This window comes from Lichenibacterium ramalinae (assembly GCF_004137085.1).
Lineage (GTDB): Bacteria > Pseudomonadota > Alphaproteobacteria > Rhizobiales > Beijerinckiaceae > Lichenihabitans > Lichenihabitans ramalinae.
On sequence record NZ_QYBC01000002.1, the window covers coordinates 243,775 to 259,622 of the forward strand.

A 15,848-nucleotide genomic window follows, 5' to 3' on the forward strand; every position below is an offset into this window, starting at 1 on the left:
ATCCCGCCCGTGCGGGCGGGACGCACGGCGGCCGGGGACCGTCGCAGTAGATTTTTAACCGCGTCGCGCCATGGCTTCGCCGCGACAACCGAGGACCGTTTGACGATGATCCGTCTCAGCCGCCGCACGTTCCTGGCATCCTCCGCGCTCGCCGCGGTCGGGGGCACGCTGCCGGCCGTCCCGGTCCGCGCCGAGGACCGCTATCTCGACATCCGCCCGGGCGGCAACTTCACCCCGGTCTCGATCGCGGTGGCGCCCTTCGCCGGCGAGGGGCCGGATGCCGCCAAGGTGGCGGGCATCGTCGTCAACGACTTCAAGCGCTCGGTCTACCTGAAGCCGCTCGAGGGTCCGCAGCCCGCCGTCGACCCGGCCAACCCCGCCATGGAGGCCTATAAGGCGGCCGGCGCGCAGTTCCTCGTCACCGGGCGGGTCGACCGCTCCGGGGGCCGGTTCAACACGGATTTCCGCCTGTTCGAGACCGGTTCTGGCCAGCAGGTGGCGGGCCAGCACTATGCGACGGACCTGTCGAACGGCCGGCGCGTCGCCCATATCGTCGCCGACGCGGTCTTCACCCGCATCACGGGCGAGAAGGGGTTCTTCGACAGCCGCGTCGTCTACGTCGACGAGACCGGCTCGGCGGAGAAGCGGCGCAAGCGCCTCGCCATCGTGGACCAGGACGGCGGCAACATCCATTACCTCACGCGCGGCGACAACCTCGTCGTCACGCCGCGCTTCTCGCCCACGGCGCAGCAGGTCGCCTACATGTCGTTCGGCGACGTCGAGCCGGAGGTGATGCTGCTCGACGTCGAGACGGGCTCGAAACACAGCGTCGGCAACTTCCCCGGCATGACCTTCTCGCCGCGCTTCTCCCCGGACGGGCGCAAGATCATCATGTCGCTGTCGGAGGGGACGAGCTCCAACCTCTACACCATGCCGGTGGGCGGCAACGACCCGCACCAGCTGACCAACGACGCCTCGATCGACACGTCGCCCTGCTTCTCGCCGGACGGCAGCCAGATCGTCTTCGAGTCGGACCGCGGCGGCACCCAGCAGATCTACCTCATGGGGGCCTCGGGCGGGGGCGCCAAGCGCATCTCCTTCGGCGACGGGCGCTATTCGACGCCGGTCTGGTCCCCCAAGGGCGACTACATCGCCTTCACCAAGCAGGCCGGCGGCCAGTTCGCCATCGGCATCATGAAGCCGGACGGCTCGGGCGAGAAGATCATCACCCAGGGATTCCACAACGAGGGACCCACCTGGGCGCCCAACGGGCTCTACCTCATGTTCTTCCGCGATGCCGGCAACGGCGCCACCGCGAAGATCTTCATGACGGACCTGTTCGGCCGCGGCGAGTTCCCGGTCCCGACCCCCGGCGGCGCCTCGGACCCGGCCTGGGGCCCGCTCCTGGGCTGAGGCCCGGTCCGCCGCCCCAGACCGGGCGCGTCGCGCCCGCCGGCGCCGGCCGCGCTACTCGGCGGCGAGGGCCGTCCCCGGCGCGGCTGCGGCGCGGGCGCGCATGTCCACCTCGGCCTCGTAGAGATAGTCGCGGGTCGGGGGCGCGGCATCCACGGCCCTGGCGAGCTGCACCTGGAACACCATGAAGCCGAAGTGGCGGAACGAGATCTCGCTCCCCACGAGGTAGAACTCCCACATGCGGCGGAACCGCTCGTCGTAGACGCGGCTGAGGTCCGCCCACCGGGCCTCGAAGCGCTCGCGCCACAGCCGCAGCGTGTCGGCATAGTGCAGCCGGAGCACTTCGAGGTCGTTGAGCCACAGGCCCTGGCGCTCGACGGCGGGCAGCACCTCGGAGAGTGCCGGCACGTAGCCGCCGGGGAAGATGTATTTGAGGATCCAGGTGCTGGTGGGGGCGGGCCCGTACATCTTGCCGATGGAATGCACCATGGCGATGCCGGCGGGCGCCAGAAGGCGCTTGATGGCGCCGAAATAGGTCTCGTAGTTCGGCAGGCCGACGTGTTCGAACATGCCGATCGAGACGATGCGGTCGAACTGGCCCTGGAGCAGGCGGTAGTCGACGAGCTCGAACTTGACCCGGTGATCGAGCCCCTCCTCCTTGGCGCGGCGGCGCGCCACGGCGAGCTGCTCCTGCGACAGGGTGATGCCCGTCACCCTCACATCCGCCGTCCTGGCGATGAACAGCGCGAGCCCGCCCCAGCCGCAGCCGATGTCGAGCACGTGCTGGCCGGGCGCCAGCAGCAGCTTGGCGGCGATGTGCTGCCGCTTGGCGAGCTGGGCCGCCTCGATGTCGTCGTCCGGGTGGCGGAAATACGCGCAGGAATATTGCATGTCGCTGTCGAGGAAGCTCCGGTAGAGCTCGCCCGACAGGTCGTAGTGGTGGGCGACGTTGGCCCGGGCCTTGCGCGGATCGTTGCGGGCCGAGAGGGCGCCGACGACCTTGGAGGCCCACTGCCCGACCTTCGGGTTCGGGTCCTGGCCGAGGGCCGCGATGTTGGAGCCGAGCAGTTCCATGAGGTCGTAGAGGCTGCCCTGCTCGATCACGAGGTCGCCGTCCATGTAGGCTTCCCCGAAGTAGAGGTCCGGGTTGGTGGCGAGCTTGAGGACCGTGGCGGCCTTGCGCAGGCGCAGGCGGACGTCGAGCCGCCCGGCGGGCAGGCTCTCGTCGCGCTGGCCGGCCGCGACGGTTCCGAAAGGCGTCGTCACGGTCAGGCGGCCGTGGCGGATCAGGCGGGCGAGCAGGGTCTTGAGCATCGGCAACTCTGTGCAGCGCCCATCCCGCGCGGGACGACGAGCCGGACAAGATCAGCCGAGGACGCGCCATGCTTCGCAGGATGAGGTTCGACTCATGTGGCGTGAGTTTGGCCCCGCAGCGCCCGGCGTCAAGCGCGGTTTCTGCATGGTTGCATGATGGCCGATGCGTGTCTTCGACCCTCATCGACCCCGGGACTGCGCGGCTAACATGCGTTGTTGTCAGGGGATGGCCCGGCGAGGTCGCCCCACCGGCGGTCCCGTCGTGCTCCGGGACCGTCGTGGCCCGGCTCCGGCCCGGCTGTGCGCCCGTGGGGCTCCGGACCCTTGCTGTATCATCCGCGCAACAGCCGGTCCCGATCCGCTCCAGACGCCGCAATGGAGCCATGAACTCGCCATTAACCATGACCCCTGTTGTCGAGGGATGTACGGCATCGCCTCAACGCCTCGTCAAGGTTGACGGAACCTTCGTTTAACCATCGGGGACTATCACCGAGGGATCGCCGGCAGGCTTTTGCACGAGGATCATCGGGATGCAGCTTTTCCACTTCGGCCGTAAACTTGGGCTGGTCGCGGTCGCGATCGCGGGCCTCGCCATCGCGGGCTGCGCCAAGGACCCGGCGGATGCCGTCGGCGCCTTCGGCAGCGGCGCCGGCCGGTTCGGCAGCAACGGCTTCGGCAGCAACGGCTTGGGCGCGGGTGGCCGGGGTGGCGCGTCGACGCCGGGCAGCACGCAGGACTTCGCCCAGAACGTCGGCGACCGCGTGTTCTTCGACACCGACCAGACGGACCTGTCGGCCACCGCCCAGGCCACGCTCGACAAGCAGGCCCGCTGGCTCGCCCAGTACCCCCGCTACGCCTTCACGGTCGAGGGCAATGCCGACGAGCGCGGCACGCGCGAGTACAACTTCGCCCTGGGCGCCCAGCGCGCCGAAGCCGTGAAGCAGTACCTCGTGGCCCGCGGCGTCTCGGCGTCGCGCATCAAGACCATCTCGTACGGCAAGGAGCGGCCGGTCTCGGTGTGCAACGACATCTCCTGCTGGTCGCAGAACCGCCGGGCCGTCACGGTCCTGAAGGGCGCCGAGTCCTGACCGGCGCGCCGCGCACGGGACGAGCTTGTTTCCCGAGCGGGAACGCGCCCGCCCGGGCCCCGACATGCTCTTGGCCCCTGCCCGGCGCGGCCGGTTGAGTCTATAAGCGCCCTGGGCGGGTCGCCGTGGCCCCTTCCCTCCACCGCCGTCCCGATGGACGCCGGCGGGAGCGGCGGGGCCTCGGCGTCCCGCGTCGATCGTCCGCGGCCGGCGCCGCGGTCCGGCCGCCAGGAGACGTCATGACCCACTGCCTGCGATCCCTCTTGGCCCCCGCCGTGGGGCTCGCCTGCGCCGCCCTGCTGATCCCCGGGGGCGCGGCGCTTTCGAACCGGGCGGCCGCCGCGGGCGCAACGCCCGGACGGGCGCCGATCGTGCTGGCGCAGGACGCCCAGGACGATCCCGACAACCAGCAGGACGCGAGCAGCGCCGCCGCGCTCCTGGTCCGGGTGGACCGCCTCGAGAACAAGCTGCGCACCATGACGGGCCAGATCGAGCAGCTGCAGTTCCAGAACAAGCGCCTGGAGGACGCGCTGCGCAAGATGCAGCAGGACGTCGACTTCCGCTTCCAGGACCTCAACCGCACCCCGGCCGCGCCCGGCACCAAGCCGCCGCTGCAGCACCGCGGCGACCTCGGCGACGGCGCTCCCGACGCGCTCGCCGACGCCGCCCCGGCCGCCGCCCTGCCGCCAGCGCCCGTCGCTCCGGCCACGGCCGCCGCCGCGCCGCAGCGCCGCGGGGACGCCTTCGACCCGGCGAGCGACCCCAACGCGCCCGGGGCGCCGAAGCCCCTCGGCTCGCCCGCCTCGGCGGCACCGGCCCTGCGCCCCAGCATGCCGTCGGCGCCCGCGACGTCGCCCCGCCCCGCCCCGGGCCTCGCGGCGGCGCCCGAGCCCCATGCGCCGCTCGACCTCAGCCACGGGCTGAACCCGCCCCCGCCGGCGGCCGTGGCCTCCGCCGTCCCCGAGCCCGTCGAGGCCGCGCCCGTGCCTCCGCCGCCGGGCGGCGTGGCGAGCCTGACGCCGGGCAGCACGCGCGCCGAATACGAGGCCGATTACGCGCTCTACAAGGGCGCGCGCTACGATGCCGCCATCACGGGCTTCAACGAGTTCCTCGGCAAGTACCCGAACGACCGGCTGGTGCCGGATGCCACCTACTTCCTCGGGGAAAGCTACGCCCGGCTCGGGCGGCACCGCGAGGCCGCCGAGCAGTTCCTGAAGCTTTCGACCGACTACACGAAATCCAACAGGGCGCCCGACGCCCTGCTCCGGCTCGGCATGGCGTTGAACGCGCTGGGCGCCAATGCCCAGGCCTGCGCCACCTACCAGGAGGTGGACCGCAAATATCCCGCCGCCGGGCCCGACGTCCGCACCGGCGTGGACCGCGAACTGAAGCGCGCCCATTGCTAGACGTCGCCATCGCGAGCGGACCGACGTGACCCCGACGGCCGGCGCCCCCGGACCGTGCGGCTGGGATCGCTCCGCCCCGCTCGCCATGGCGATGCCGGTCCGGCCATGAGGCTGCGGCGGCCGTGACGGCGTCGGCGGCCGAGCGAGATGGTCCCCTGGGCCTCGATGAAGCGCGCCGCCTGCTGGCGCCGTCGGCGGCGCCATCATCGGTGCTGCTCGCGGTGTCGGGCGGGCCCGACAGCATCGCCCTGATGGGCCTGATGGCGGCGCTCGCCGCCGACGTCCCGGGGGGGCCGGCGCTCGCCGTCGCCACGGTGGACCATGGCCTGCGCCCGACGGCCCGTGCCGAGGCCGAGGCCGTGCTGGCGGCGGCGGCGAGGCTCGGCCTGCCGGGCCACCTGCTCGCCTGGGACGGACCCAAGCCCGCCACCCGCCTCCAGGAGCGCGCCCGCCACCATCGCTACGCCCTGCTCGGCGCCTGCGCCCGCGACATCGGCGCCACGCATCTCGTCACCGCCCATACCCGCGACGACCAGGCCGAGACCGTGCTGTTTCGTCTCATGCGAGGTTCCGGGCCGGCGGGCCTCGCCGGGATGGCGCCCCGCACGGTACGGGACGGCATCGTGCACCTGCGGCCCTTGCTCGACGTGCCGAAGGCCCGCCTCGTGGCGACCTGCCGCGTCCGCGGCTGGGCCTTCGTCGAGGATCCCGCCAACGCCGACCCGCGCTTCGCCCGCGCCCGCCTCCGCGCCCTGATGCCGGGCCTCGCCGCCGAGGGCCTCGACGCCGCGCGCTTCGCCGTGCTGGCGCGCCGCATGGCCGAGGCCGAGGCGGCGCTCGCCGCCCAGGCGGAGCGCAGCCTGTCGGAAGCGGCGCGGGGGCCGGGCCGCTTCGATGGCGGCCGGCTCCTCGCCGAGCCGCCCGCCGTGCGCCAGCGCGCGCTCGACCTCGTGCTGACCCGCCTCGGCGCCGCGCCGGGCCGGCCACGGCTCGAGCGGGTGGAGCGGCTGGCCGAGGCCCTGTCCTGCGCGGCCCGCGCCGGGACGCCGCTGCGCCGCACCCTGCACGGGGCCGTCGTCGCCCTCGACGGCCGGGGCCTGCTCACGCTCGCCCCGGCGCCGCCGCGCCGCCCCGGCGGCACCGCGCCGGAGCGACACCCCTGAGGCGCTGCCCCGCGTCACCGCGGCTCCCCGCCGGCGCGCCACGGTGCCCGGCCCTTCCCTTGGCAAGGCCTGAGCGACCGCCTACATTCAGGCTCGGAGCAGCGTGGCCTTCGGGCAGAGCCGCATCGTCCTGCCGCGAACGTCATCGCTTGATACGAGTGCGAAATGAACCCCAATTTCAGGAACTTCGCCCTCTGGGTGATAATCTTTCTCCTGGTCGTGGCGCTGGTCCTGCTGTTCCAGAACCCCGGCAACCGCGGCGCGCAGGCGCAGGACATCACCTTCAGCCAGCTGCTGAACGAGGTCGATGCCAACAAGGTGCACGACGTCACCATCGCGGGCAGCGAGATCACGGGTCACTACAACGACACGCGCGGCGCCTTCTCGACCTACGCGCCGAACGACCCGTCGCTGGTGTCGAACCTCTACAAGAAGAACGTCCAGATTACCGCCAAGGCGCCGTCCGACGGCAATTCCTGGCTGGTGACGCTGCTGGTCAACGGCTTGCCGCTCCTCGCCTTCATCGGCGTGTGGATCTTCATGTCGCGGCAGATGCAGGGCGCCGGCGGCAAGGCCATGGGATTCGGCAAGTCCAAGGCCAAGCTGCTGACGGAAGCGCATGGGCGCGTCACCTTCGAGGACGTGGCGGGCGTCGACGAGGCCAAGGAGGACCTGCAGGAGATCGTCGAATTCCTGCGCGACCCGCAGAAGTTCCAGCGCCTCGGCGGGCGCATCCCGCGCGGCGTGTTGCTCGTCGGCCCTCCCGGTACCGGTAAGACGCTGCTGGCGCGTGCCATCGCGGGCGAGGCCAACGTCCCCTTCTTCACGATCTCGGGATCGGACTTCGTCGAGATGTTCGTCGGCGTCGGCGCCAGCCGCGTGCGCGACATGTTCGAGCAGGCCAAGAAGAACGCCCCCTGCATCATCTTCATCGACGAGATCGACGCCGTCGGCCGGCACCGCGGCGCGGGCCTCGGCGGCGGCAACGACGAGCGCGAGCAGACGCTGAACCAGCTTCTGGTCGAGATGGACGGCTTCGAGGCGAACGAGGGCATCATCCTCATCGCCGCCACCAACCGGCCCGACGTGCTCGACCCCGCGCTGCTGCGTCCGGGCCGCTTCGACCGCCAGATCACCGTGCCCAACCCCGACGTCGTCGGCCGCGAGCGCATCCTCAAGGTGCATGTCCGCAAGGTGCCGCTGTCGCCCGACGTCGACCTCAAGACCGTGGCGCGCGGCACCCCCGGCTTCTCGGGTGCCGACCTCATGAACCTCGTCAACGAATCCGCGCTGATGGCGGCGCGCCGCGGCAAGCGCATCGTCACCATGTCGGAGTTCGAGGACGCCAAGGACAAGATCATGATGGGCGCCGAACGGCGCACCCTTGTGATGACCGAGCAGGAGAAGATGCTCACCGCCTATCACGAGGGCGGCCATGCCCTGGTGGCGTTGAACGTGCCGGCGACCGACCCGGTCCACAAGGCCACCATCATCCCGCGCGGCCGGGCCCTCGGCATGGTCATGCAGCTCCCCGAGCGCGACAAGCTCTCGATGAGCTACGAGCAGATGACGTCGCGCCTCGCCGTGCTGATGGGCGGCCGTGTCGCCGAGGAGATCATCTTCGGCAAGGAGAAGGTGACGTCGGGCGCCCAGTCGGACATCGAGCAGGCCACCAAGCTCGCCCGCGCCATGGTCACGCGCTGGGGCTTCTCGGACGAGCTCGGCACCGTCATGTACGGCGAGAACCAGGAAGAGGTTTTCCTCGGCTATTCGATGGGCAAGCAGAACAACATCTCGGAATCGACCTCGCAGAAGATCGACTCCGAAGTGCGCCGCCTCGTCGAGTCCGGCCTCGCCGACGCCACCCACATCATCACGACCAAGCGGGCCGACCTCGAAGCCCTGGCGCAGGGCCTGCTCGAATACGAGACGCTGAGCGGCGACGAGATCCGCGGCGTCATCAAGGGGATCCCGCCGGTGCGCGACACCGACGACGAGCCGGCTCCGCCCCGGGCCTCGCCGGTCCCCAACGTCGGCAAGACCCGGCCGCGCCAGGGTCCCGAGGGTGGGCTGGAGCCGCAGCCCTCGGCCTGACCGACCGCGCATCGCGACATCAAGCCCGGCCTCGTGCCGGGCTTTTTTCGTCGATGGGCACGGCGCCGGATGGGGCGCGGGCGTCAGCCGGGCGCCAGACGGCGCCCGTCAGGCGTCGGTCCAGCCCGCCACGAAGGCTTCCCGCTCGCGCCGCACCGCTTCGCCCCGCGCCCGGAGCTTGGCCACAAGGCCGGCCGGCGCGGTTTCCGGCGTGCCGGCATCGAAGGGCGGCGCCGGCGCGTATTCGAGCTGGAGCTGGCAGGCCTGGGCCGCCTCCGTGCCGCAGAGCTCGGCGATGATGGCGAGGCCGAAGTCGATCCCCGCCGTGACGCCGCCGGCGGTGACGAACCGGCCGTCCCGCACGACCCGACCCGGCATCGGGACGGCACCAAAGCCCGCCAGGAGATCGCGGGCCGACCAATGGCTCGTCGCCTTCACGCCCTTCAGCAGCCCCGCCGCTCCCAGAACCAGCGAGCCCGTGCAGACCGACGTCACGTAGCGCGCCGTCGCGGCCTGCCGACGCAGGAAGGCCAGCACGGCCGCGTCACCCAGCAGCGGGTTCACCCCGACGCCCCCCGGCACGCAGACGACATCGAGCGGCGGGCAATCGGCGAAGGTCGTCGTCGGGGTGAAGACGATGCCGGTGGTCGAGCGCACCGGGGCGAGGTCGTGCCAGACGAGGTGGACGGTCTTCGGGGCATCGAGCACCGACACGACCTCGTAGGGCCCCGTCAGGTCGAGCTGCTGGATGTCGGGAAAGACCAGGAAGCCGAAGCTGAGCGGAGCGGGCTGGTCGGTCAGGGGCTGGTCGGTCACGGGCGTGCCTTTCGGGTTGACGCATCGATGCTAGCCGTCGACGCTTTGGCCATGTCGCCATCCGCCCCACCTTTCTCGCCAAATGCGCCGCGCCAGGTCGAGATCCTCGCCTTTCCCGACGTGCAGCTCCTCGACGTCGCGGGTCCGCTGCAGGTTTTCGCCACGGCCTGCGACCTCGCGGAGCGCCGCGCGCCCGGGGCCGCGCCGCCCTATGCGGCCGTCGTGGTGGCGGCCGGCGCGGGGCCGGTGCGGTGCTCGGCCGGCCTCGGCCTCGCCGCCGTGCCCCTGCCCCCGCCGGACGCCCCGCTCGACACGCTCGTCGTGGCGGGCGGCCGCGGCGTCGGGGCGGCGTCGCACGACCCGGCGACGCTGCGATGGGTGACGGCGCGGGCCGGCCACGTCCGGCGGATCGCCTCGGTCTGCAGCGGCGCCTTCCTGCTCGCCGCGGCCGGGCTGCTGGACGGGCGCCGCGTCGCCACCCACTGGGACCATTGCGAGGACCTCCAGCGCCGCCACCCCGGCCTGCGTGTCGAGCCGGACCCGATCTACCTGCGCGACGGGCCCGTCTGGACCTCGGCGGGCGTCACGGCCGGCATCGACCTCGCGCTCGCCATGGTCGAGGACGACCTCGGGCGCGACGCGGCCCTGGCGGTGGCGCGCCAACTCGTCGTGTTCCTGAAGCGCCCGGGCGGCCAGGCACAATATTCGGCCGCCCTGGCGCTGCAGGCCGCCGACGCCCGCTTCGACCGGCTCCAGTCCTGGATGGCGGACCACCTCGCGCAGGACCTCGGCATCGCCGCCCTGGCGCGCCGCGCCGGCATGAGCGAGCGGAGCTTCGTGCGGCACTACCGCGTCGCCACCGGCCTGACGCCGGCCCGCGCCGTCGAACGGCTGCGCGTCGAGGCCGCGCGGTCGCTGCTGGCCGAGAGCGCGACGCCGGTGAAGCGCGTCGCCGAGCGCTGCGGCTTCGGGACGGACGAGACCATGCGGCGGTCCTTCCTGCGCGTGCTGGGGGCGTCCCCGCAGGATTACCGCGAGCGGTTCGGCCGGCGGGCCGCCGGTTGATCCGGGTTCGCCCTGCCACCATCCCGGTTCCGGGGCGTTGGTGGCGGACAGCGTCAAGGGACCCACCGCCATGCCCGACCTCGCCGACCTTTACCCGGGTTTCGCCTCGCATACGGCCGCGACCGAGGCGGGCCGCATCTTCGCGCGCGTCGGGGGCTCGGGGCCGCCGCTGGTGCTGCAGCACGGCTTCCCCGAGACCGGGGCCATGTGGCACCGCCTGGCGCCCGACCTCGCCCGGCGCTTCACCCTGGTGATCCCCGATCTCAGGGGCTACGGCTGGTCCTCTGCGCCGGCGAGCCGCGACGGGGCGGGCTACACGAAGCGCGTCATGGGGGCCGACATCGTGGCGCTGATGGCCGACCTCGGCCACGCGCGGTTCCGCTTCGCCGGCCACGACCGCGGCGCCCGCGTCGGCTACCGCCTGGCGCTCGACCAGCCGGGCCGCATCGAACGGCTGGCCCTCATCGATGTCGTGCCGACCGTCGCGGTCTGGAAGGCCCGCGAGGCCGATCCCGAGACGTCGCCGCATTGGCCCTGGCTGGCGCGCCCGGAGCCGGAGCCCGAACGGGCCATCGCGGCGGATCCCGACGGCTACTTCCAGGGGCTCATGGCCAAATGGGCCGGCGACGGCGACCTCGCGGCCTTCGCCCCGGAGGCCTTGGCGCATTACCGGGCCGCCTGGGGCGACCCGTCGCGCATCCATGCCATGTGCGAGGACTACCGGGCCGGCGCGACGCTCGACGTCGAGGCCGACCGCGCCGACGCGGCGGCCGGGCGCACGATCGGCTGCCCCATGCTGATGCTGGCCAGCCGCTCCTACCTGGTAAAGCCCGGCGGGCCGACGCCGGCCGAGCAGTGGAACGCCCTGGCGCCGGGCGCCGAGGTCGTCGAACTCGCGGGCGGCCACTTCCTCGCCGAGGAGAAGCCGGCGGAAACGCTCGCCGCCCTCCTGGCCTTCCTGTGAGCGACGGCGAGCCTGGGCCGGCATCGGGCGCGGGCCTCGGCGTCGCGCTCGGCGCCGGGGGTGCGCGGGGCCTCGCCCACGTGGTGCTGCTGGAAGCGCTCGACGACCTCGGGCTCCGCCCCGCCGCCATCACCGGCACGTCGATGGGCGCGGTGATCGGCGGGGCCTATGCGGCCGGCCTGTCCGGCCGCGAGTTGCGCTCCCACCTGCTGCGCGTCTTCGGCCGCCGCCACCGGGTGATGGCGCTGCTCCTCGAAGCCCGCGTCGGCCGCTTCACCGCGGTGTTGCGCGGCGGGCTCGGCAACCCCGTGATGGTGGATGCCGAGCTGGTGCTGTCGGCCTTCTGGCCCGCCGGCATGCCGGAGCGCTTCGAGGACCTCGCCATCCCCTTCGCCGCGGTGGCGACGGATTTCTACGCCCGCGACGAGATCGTGATCGGCTCGGGCGCCCTGCGCAGCGCCGTGGCGGGCTCGATGGCGATCCCGGGGCTGGTCCGGCCGGTGGTGCGCGAGGGACGGACGCTGGTCGACGGGGCCGCCACCAACCCGCTGCCCTACGACCGACTGCCGCCCTCCGCCGGCCCCATCGTGGCCTGCGACGTCGTGGCGGGGCCGGTGTCGGGGGACGGCGACGGGCCGACGGCTTTCCAGGCCATGTTCGGCTCCGCGCAGATCATGCAGGGCGCCATCACGGCCAAGATGCTGCGCGAGCGGAGCCCGGACCTCCTGGTGCGGCCGCCCGTGAGCGACTTCAAGGTGCTGGACTTCTTCGCCTTCTCCCGCATCCTCGGCGCCGCCGAGGCCGAGCGGGATGCCGTCAAGCGCGCGCTGGAGCGGCTTCTGGACCCGCCCCGAACCGCAGCGCCATGAGCCGGGCCAGCGTGTCGCGGGTGCCGGGATCCAGCGCGCCGTCGACCCGGGCGGGGCGGTGGCGGCGCTGGAAGGCCGCCACCACGTCCCGGCTCGCCGCGTCGTGGGTGCCGGTCGGGGCGATGCCGTAGCCGAAGCGGGCGAGGTCGGATTGGAGCGCCACCACAGCTTCCGCCGAAAGCGCGTCGGCCGGCGCCGCGTCCAGCGAGGGAGGCACCCACAGCCCGATGCCGGCCGCCGCCAGGCGCGCCCAGGGGAAGCGCTCCCCCGGGTCCTGCTTGCGGCTCGGCGCGATGTCGGAATGGGCCAGCACGCGTGCCGGCGCGATGCCGCACCGCTGCAGGATGTCCCGGCACAGCGCCTCGAGCGCGGCGACCTGGGCTTCCGGAAAGGGCGGCAGGCCGAAGTCGTGGCCGCCGTTGACGACTTCGATGCCGATCGACGCCGAGTTGAGGTCGTGGCGACCCGCCCAGGGCTCACGCCCGGCATGCCACGCGCGCCGCGCCTCCGGCACAAGCTGCAGGACGGCGCCGTCCTCCTCGACGAGGTAGTGGCTGGACACTTCGGCGGCGGGATCGCAGAGGCGGCGGAGGGCAGAGGGCCCGTCCGCCATGCCGGTGTAATGCAGCACCAGGGCGTCCGGCCGGGCGCCCCCCTGCCGCTCGCCGTGGTTGGGCGAGGGCCGGACCGCCGCGACGAGGCGGCTGTCCGGCGCGAAGGCGGGCGACGCCGTCACGGCGTCAGTAATTGGACGGCGGCACGGCCCGGTAGCCGGCGAGCTTGAGGCAGACGCGCTCGCCATAGGCATCGACGCCCCAGCGGGCGCAGGCGCGCGGCGGCGGCTCGCCATAGGCGTCGACCGGGGGCGGCGGGGCGTAGCGCGGCGTCGAGGCCGCGCCCAGTACGGCGCCGCTGCCGGCGCCGATGGCGGCACCCGCCAGGGCACCCATGGGGCGGCCGGTGGCGAGGCCGCCGATCAGCGCGCCCGTGGTGCCGCCGATCAGCGCGCCGCGGCCGGCGTTGTACTCCTCGGGGGTCCGCGCGGCGCAGCCCGCGAGCGCCAGCGCCGTCATCATGGCGGCACCGACCGCGCCGAATTTCCTGTTCATGTCCACTCCTCGCGGCGCGACGCCGAGCCCAACCCACTCGCCTGCACCCTGCGGGCGACAGGATGAATGCCGCCCTAACCGTCGTCGTCGCCCTCGTCCGCCGAGGTCGCGACGGCGGCTCCCTTCCGGAGAAAAGCGGGCTTTTCTTGGGACGGAGGCGCCCGCGCCCAGCGGCGACGCCGCAGAGCCCCGTTCGGCGCGCCTTTTCGTCCCCCCTGTGTCGAAAACCACACAACCGACAAAAAACGACTTGCCCGATGCGGCCTTCATCGGCCTTAAACGACTCCCCGGACGCCCCGGCCCGGATTCCGACGCATTTGGGCGACGGTTTGGGGCGACCGATGCACCTGGATGGAGGAAGCGGCTTGTCTTCAATGTCGCGTGCGATCTTCGCGGCCGGCGCTCTGCTGGCCTCTGCCTCGCTGGCCCAGGCCGGCGACCATGCGAGCTTCTCGCCCGACCTGAACGACGCGCCCGTCTCGGCTCCGGCCGCCGCCCGGGCCACGGTCGCGGCCGTTCCGGCCACGCGGGGACGGGCGCCGCGGCGCCGCACCCGCGTCGCGCGCGGCAGGGCGGCACGTGCCGCCGCCCAGGCGTCCCTGAAGCCGGGCATTGTCGACGGGCCCGCGCCGCTGACGATCGGCGCCATCCCGGCGCCGCTGCCGCCGTCCCACGGCGACGAGCAGGTGTCGCAGGCCGTGGCGACGCTGGAACCCCCGGCGCCGCACGGCGGCAACACCGAGACGGCGGCGCGCACGCCGCACGAAACGTCGCCTTCGCTGGGCGGGGGCCCGCGCGAGGCGCCCTCCGAAACCGTCGCCCAGCTGCTCGCCCGCCACGCCCAGGCCAACGGCGTGCCGATCAAGCTCGCCATGGCGGTGGTGCGGATCGAGAGCCGCGGCAACCCGCGCGCCTCCAACCACGGCGCCCTTGGCCTCATGCAGATCAAATACGGCACCGCCCGCGCGGCGGGCTTCGCCGGCCCCGCCATGGGGCTCTTCGTCGCCGAAACCAACCTGCGCTTCGGCATGAAGATCCTCGGCGACGCCTACAAGGCGGCCGGCGGCGACACCTGCGGCGCCCTCATGCGATACCAGTCGGGACACCTCGCCCGGCACATGAACGCTTCCAACCGGGCCTATTGCTCCAAGGCGCGGGCCATCATGGCGGGCGCCTGAGGCGGGGCGATGGCGGACTGGAACCCGAGCCTCTACACCCGGTTCGAGGACGAGAGGACGCGCCCCGCGGCCGAACTGCTGGCCCGCGTTCCCTTGGCGGCGCCGCGCGGCGCCGTCGACCTCGGCTGCGGCCCGGGCAACTCGACCGCGCTGATCGCGCGTCGCTACCCGGAAGCGGCGCTCCTCGGGGTGGACACGTCCGAAGCCATGCTGGCCAGCGCGCGGCTGCGCCTGCCCGGCGTCGCCTTCGCGGCGGGCGATGCCGCCGTTTGGACGCCCGAACGCGCGCCGGACCTCATCTACGCCAATGCGGCGCTGCAATGGGTGCCGGACCATGCGTCCCTGCTGCCACGCCTCTTCGGCCTGCTGGCGCCGGGCGGCGTCCTCGCCGTGCAGATGCCCGACAACCTGGACGAGCCCTCGCACCGCCTGATGCGCGAGGTCGCGGCCGACGGGCCGTGGTCGGCCCGGATCGGCGATCCCGCGGTGGCGGGGCGCGTCGGCCGCATGCTGCCGGTGGGCCGCTACTACGACCTGCTGGCGCCGGCGGCCGCCGGTCTCGACCTGTGGCACACGACCTACCAGCATCCCATGGCGGATGCCGGCGCCATCGTCGACTGGTTGAGCGCCACCGGCCTCCGGCCCTTCGTCGAGCCGCTGCCGCCCGACCTGAAGGCCGGTTTCCTCGCCGCCTACGCGCGGGCCATCGACGGCGCCTATCCGGCCCGGGCCGACGGCCGCCGCCTGTTGGCCTTCCCGCGGCTGTTCATCGTGGCCCGCAAGGCAGGGTGACGCTGGGCGCGTCGCCCCGACGGGCCTCAGCGCGGCGGCTGCATGCCCTTGCCGCCGGGCGGCTTGGGCGGCCAGGATCCCTGCGGGCGCTCGAGGCTCTGCTCGTGGCTGATGGCGCGCTCCACGACGTCGATGAACTGCTGCAGGTTCATGAAGTCACCGGCCGCCTCGCCGGCCGCATGGGGATCCGCTACGATGCTGGTGACGAGGTTGCGCCGGTCCTCCACCAGGAAGTCGCGCAGGGAACGCAGGCTGTCGATATGCTGTTTCACGGGTCCACCTTGCGGGGAGGCTGCGGCCGATATGGCCTCGATCGGCGCCCGGCATAACTCAGTCGGTGAGCGAGGGCCACTGCGCCCAGTGCAATGAGCGCCGGCTGAGAGCAGCCCGGATGGAACGCGCCATCGCGGGCCGACGTTCGGCGCACTATGATCCCGACAGAATGGCCCGGAAGCGTGCCCTTGTGCCTGGGACTGTTCCGCCGCCGACACATTCAAAGCATGTTCACCTTCTTCGTGATGAGGTGAGCCTTGCTGATTTGTAACGCCACCGCGCTTGCCCTCGCCTCGTCGCGGCG

The 15,848-nt window shown here is 72.9% G+C and carries 15 protein-coding genes; 10 read left to right on the top strand and 5 right to left on the bottom strand.

The window, feature by feature from the left end; translation table 11 throughout:
- Nucleotides 1-105 precede the first annotated feature (105 nt).
- Complete coding sequence (gene tolB, locus D3272_RS03430) at nt 106-1,413, top strand: Tol-Pal system beta propeller repeat protein TolB (protein WP_129217706.1); 1,308 nt, start codon at nt 106-108, stop codon at nt 1,411-1,413.
- Between the two features lie 54 nt (nt 1,414-1,467).
- Here tolB and D3272_RS03435 read toward each other — a convergent pair whose 3' ends face one another.
- Entirely contained in the window at nt 1,468-2,727 is a 1,260-nt protein-coding gene (locus D3272_RS03435; protein ID WP_129217707.1) for an SAM-dependent methyltransferase, read from the bottom strand.
- 530 nt (nt 2,728-3,257) lie between these two features.
- On the opposite strand from D3272_RS03435, the gene pal reads away from it, so the two are divergent.
- The 4 genes from pal (at nt 3,258) to ftsH (ending at nt 8,478) form a co-directional block, all read left to right on the top strand.
- Nucleotides 3,258-3,815 carry a peptidoglycan-associated lipoprotein Pal gene (gene pal, locus D3272_RS03440; protein WP_129217709.1) on the top strand — a complete coding sequence of 186 codons (558 nt, stop codon included), beginning with the start codon at nt 3,258-3,260 and terminating at the stop codon, nt 3,813-3,815.
- Nucleotides 3,816-4,054: 239 nt separating this feature from the next.
- Nucleotides 4,055-5,221: a tol-pal system protein YbgF gene (gene ybgF / locus D3272_RS03445; RefSeq protein ID WP_129217710.1), complete on the top strand. Its 1,167-nt coding sequence runs from the start codon at nt 4,055-4,057 to the stop codon at nt 5,219-5,221.
- A gap of 122 nt (nt 5,222-5,343) precedes the next feature.
- The gene (gene tilS / locus D3272_RS03450) at nt 5,344-6,384 is read left to right on the top strand and encodes a tRNA lysidine(34) synthetase TilS (protein WP_129217711.1); all 1,041 of its coding nucleotides are present in this window, start codon (nt 5,344-5,346) and stop codon (nt 6,382-6,384) included.
- A 165-nt stretch (nt 6,385-6,549) separates the two neighbouring features.
- Nucleotides 6,550-8,478: an ATP-dependent zinc metalloprotease FtsH gene (ftsH, locus tag D3272_RS03455; protein ID WP_129217712.1), complete on the top strand. Its 1,929-nt coding sequence runs from the start codon at nt 6,550-6,552 to the stop codon at nt 8,476-8,478.
- 108 nt (nt 8,479-8,586) lie between these two features.
- Here the strand turns inward: ftsH and D3272_RS03460 are convergent, their stop codons facing one another.
- Nucleotides 8,587-9,294: a DJ-1/PfpI family protein gene (locus tag D3272_RS03460; protein ID WP_245496359.1), complete on the bottom strand. Its 708-nt coding sequence runs from the start codon at nt 9,292-9,294 to the stop codon at nt 8,587-8,589.
- 51 nt (nt 9,295-9,345) lie between these two features.
- Here D3272_RS03460 and D3272_RS03465 point away from each other — a divergent pair, with 51 nt between their 5' ends.
- From D3272_RS03465 to D3272_RS03475, 3 genes are all read left to right on the top strand, one after another.
- Nucleotides 9,346-10,359, top strand: a complete 1,014-nt coding sequence (locus D3272_RS03465; protein WP_245496360.1) for a GlxA family transcriptional regulator — start codon at nt 9,346-9,348, stop codon at nt 10,357-10,359.
- A gap of 70 nt (nt 10,360-10,429) precedes the next feature.
- Nucleotides 10,430-11,323, top strand: coding sequence for an alpha/beta fold hydrolase (locus D3272_RS03470; protein WP_129217899.1), 894 nt, complete (start codon nt 10,430-10,432; stop codon nt 11,321-11,323).
- Nucleotides 11,320-12,192, top strand: a complete 873-nt coding sequence (locus D3272_RS03475) for a patatin-like phospholipase family protein (protein ID WP_129217716.1) — start codon at nt 11,320-11,322, stop codon at nt 12,190-12,192. The genes D3272_RS03470 and D3272_RS03475 overlap by 4 nt, the downstream gene beginning before the upstream one ends.
- Here the strand turns inward: D3272_RS03475 and D3272_RS03480 are convergent.
- On the bottom strand, nt 12,140-12,928 hold the full coding sequence (locus D3272_RS03480; protein ID WP_245496361.1) for an N-acetylmuramoyl-L-alanine amidase: 789 nt from the start codon (nt 12,926-12,928) through the stop codon (nt 12,140-12,142). The two genes, D3272_RS03475 and D3272_RS03480, sit on opposite strands and share 53 nt — an antisense overlap.
- A 4-nt stretch (nt 12,929-12,932) precedes the next feature.
- Nucleotides 12,933-13,301 carry a YMGG-like glycine zipper-containing protein gene (locus tag D3272_RS03485; protein ID WP_129217720.1) on the bottom strand — a complete coding sequence of 123 codons (369 nt, stop codon included), beginning with the start codon at nt 13,299-13,301 and terminating at the stop codon, nt 12,933-12,935.
- A 374-nt stretch (nt 13,302-13,675) separates the two neighbouring features.
- On the opposite strand from D3272_RS03485, the gene D3272_RS03490 reads away from it, so the two are divergent.
- On the top strand, nt 13,676-14,479 hold the full coding sequence (locus D3272_RS03490; RefSeq protein WP_165361197.1) for a lytic transglycosylase domain-containing protein: 804 nt from the start codon (nt 13,676-13,678) through the stop codon (nt 14,477-14,479).
- Between the two features lie 9 nt (nt 14,480-14,488).
- Nucleotides 14,489-15,271, top strand: coding sequence for a trans-aconitate 2-methyltransferase (gene tam, locus D3272_RS03495; RefSeq protein ID WP_129217724.1), 783 nt, complete (start codon nt 14,489-14,491; stop codon nt 15,269-15,271).
- Nucleotides 15,272-15,297: 26 nt separating this feature from the next.
- On the opposite strand, the gene D3272_RS03500 is transcribed toward tam, so the two are convergent.
- Nucleotides 15,298-15,543, bottom strand: coding sequence for a hypothetical protein (locus tag D3272_RS03500; RefSeq protein WP_129217726.1), 246 nt, complete (start codon nt 15,541-15,543; stop codon nt 15,298-15,300).
- Nucleotides 15,544-15,848: the final 305 nt, after the last annotated feature.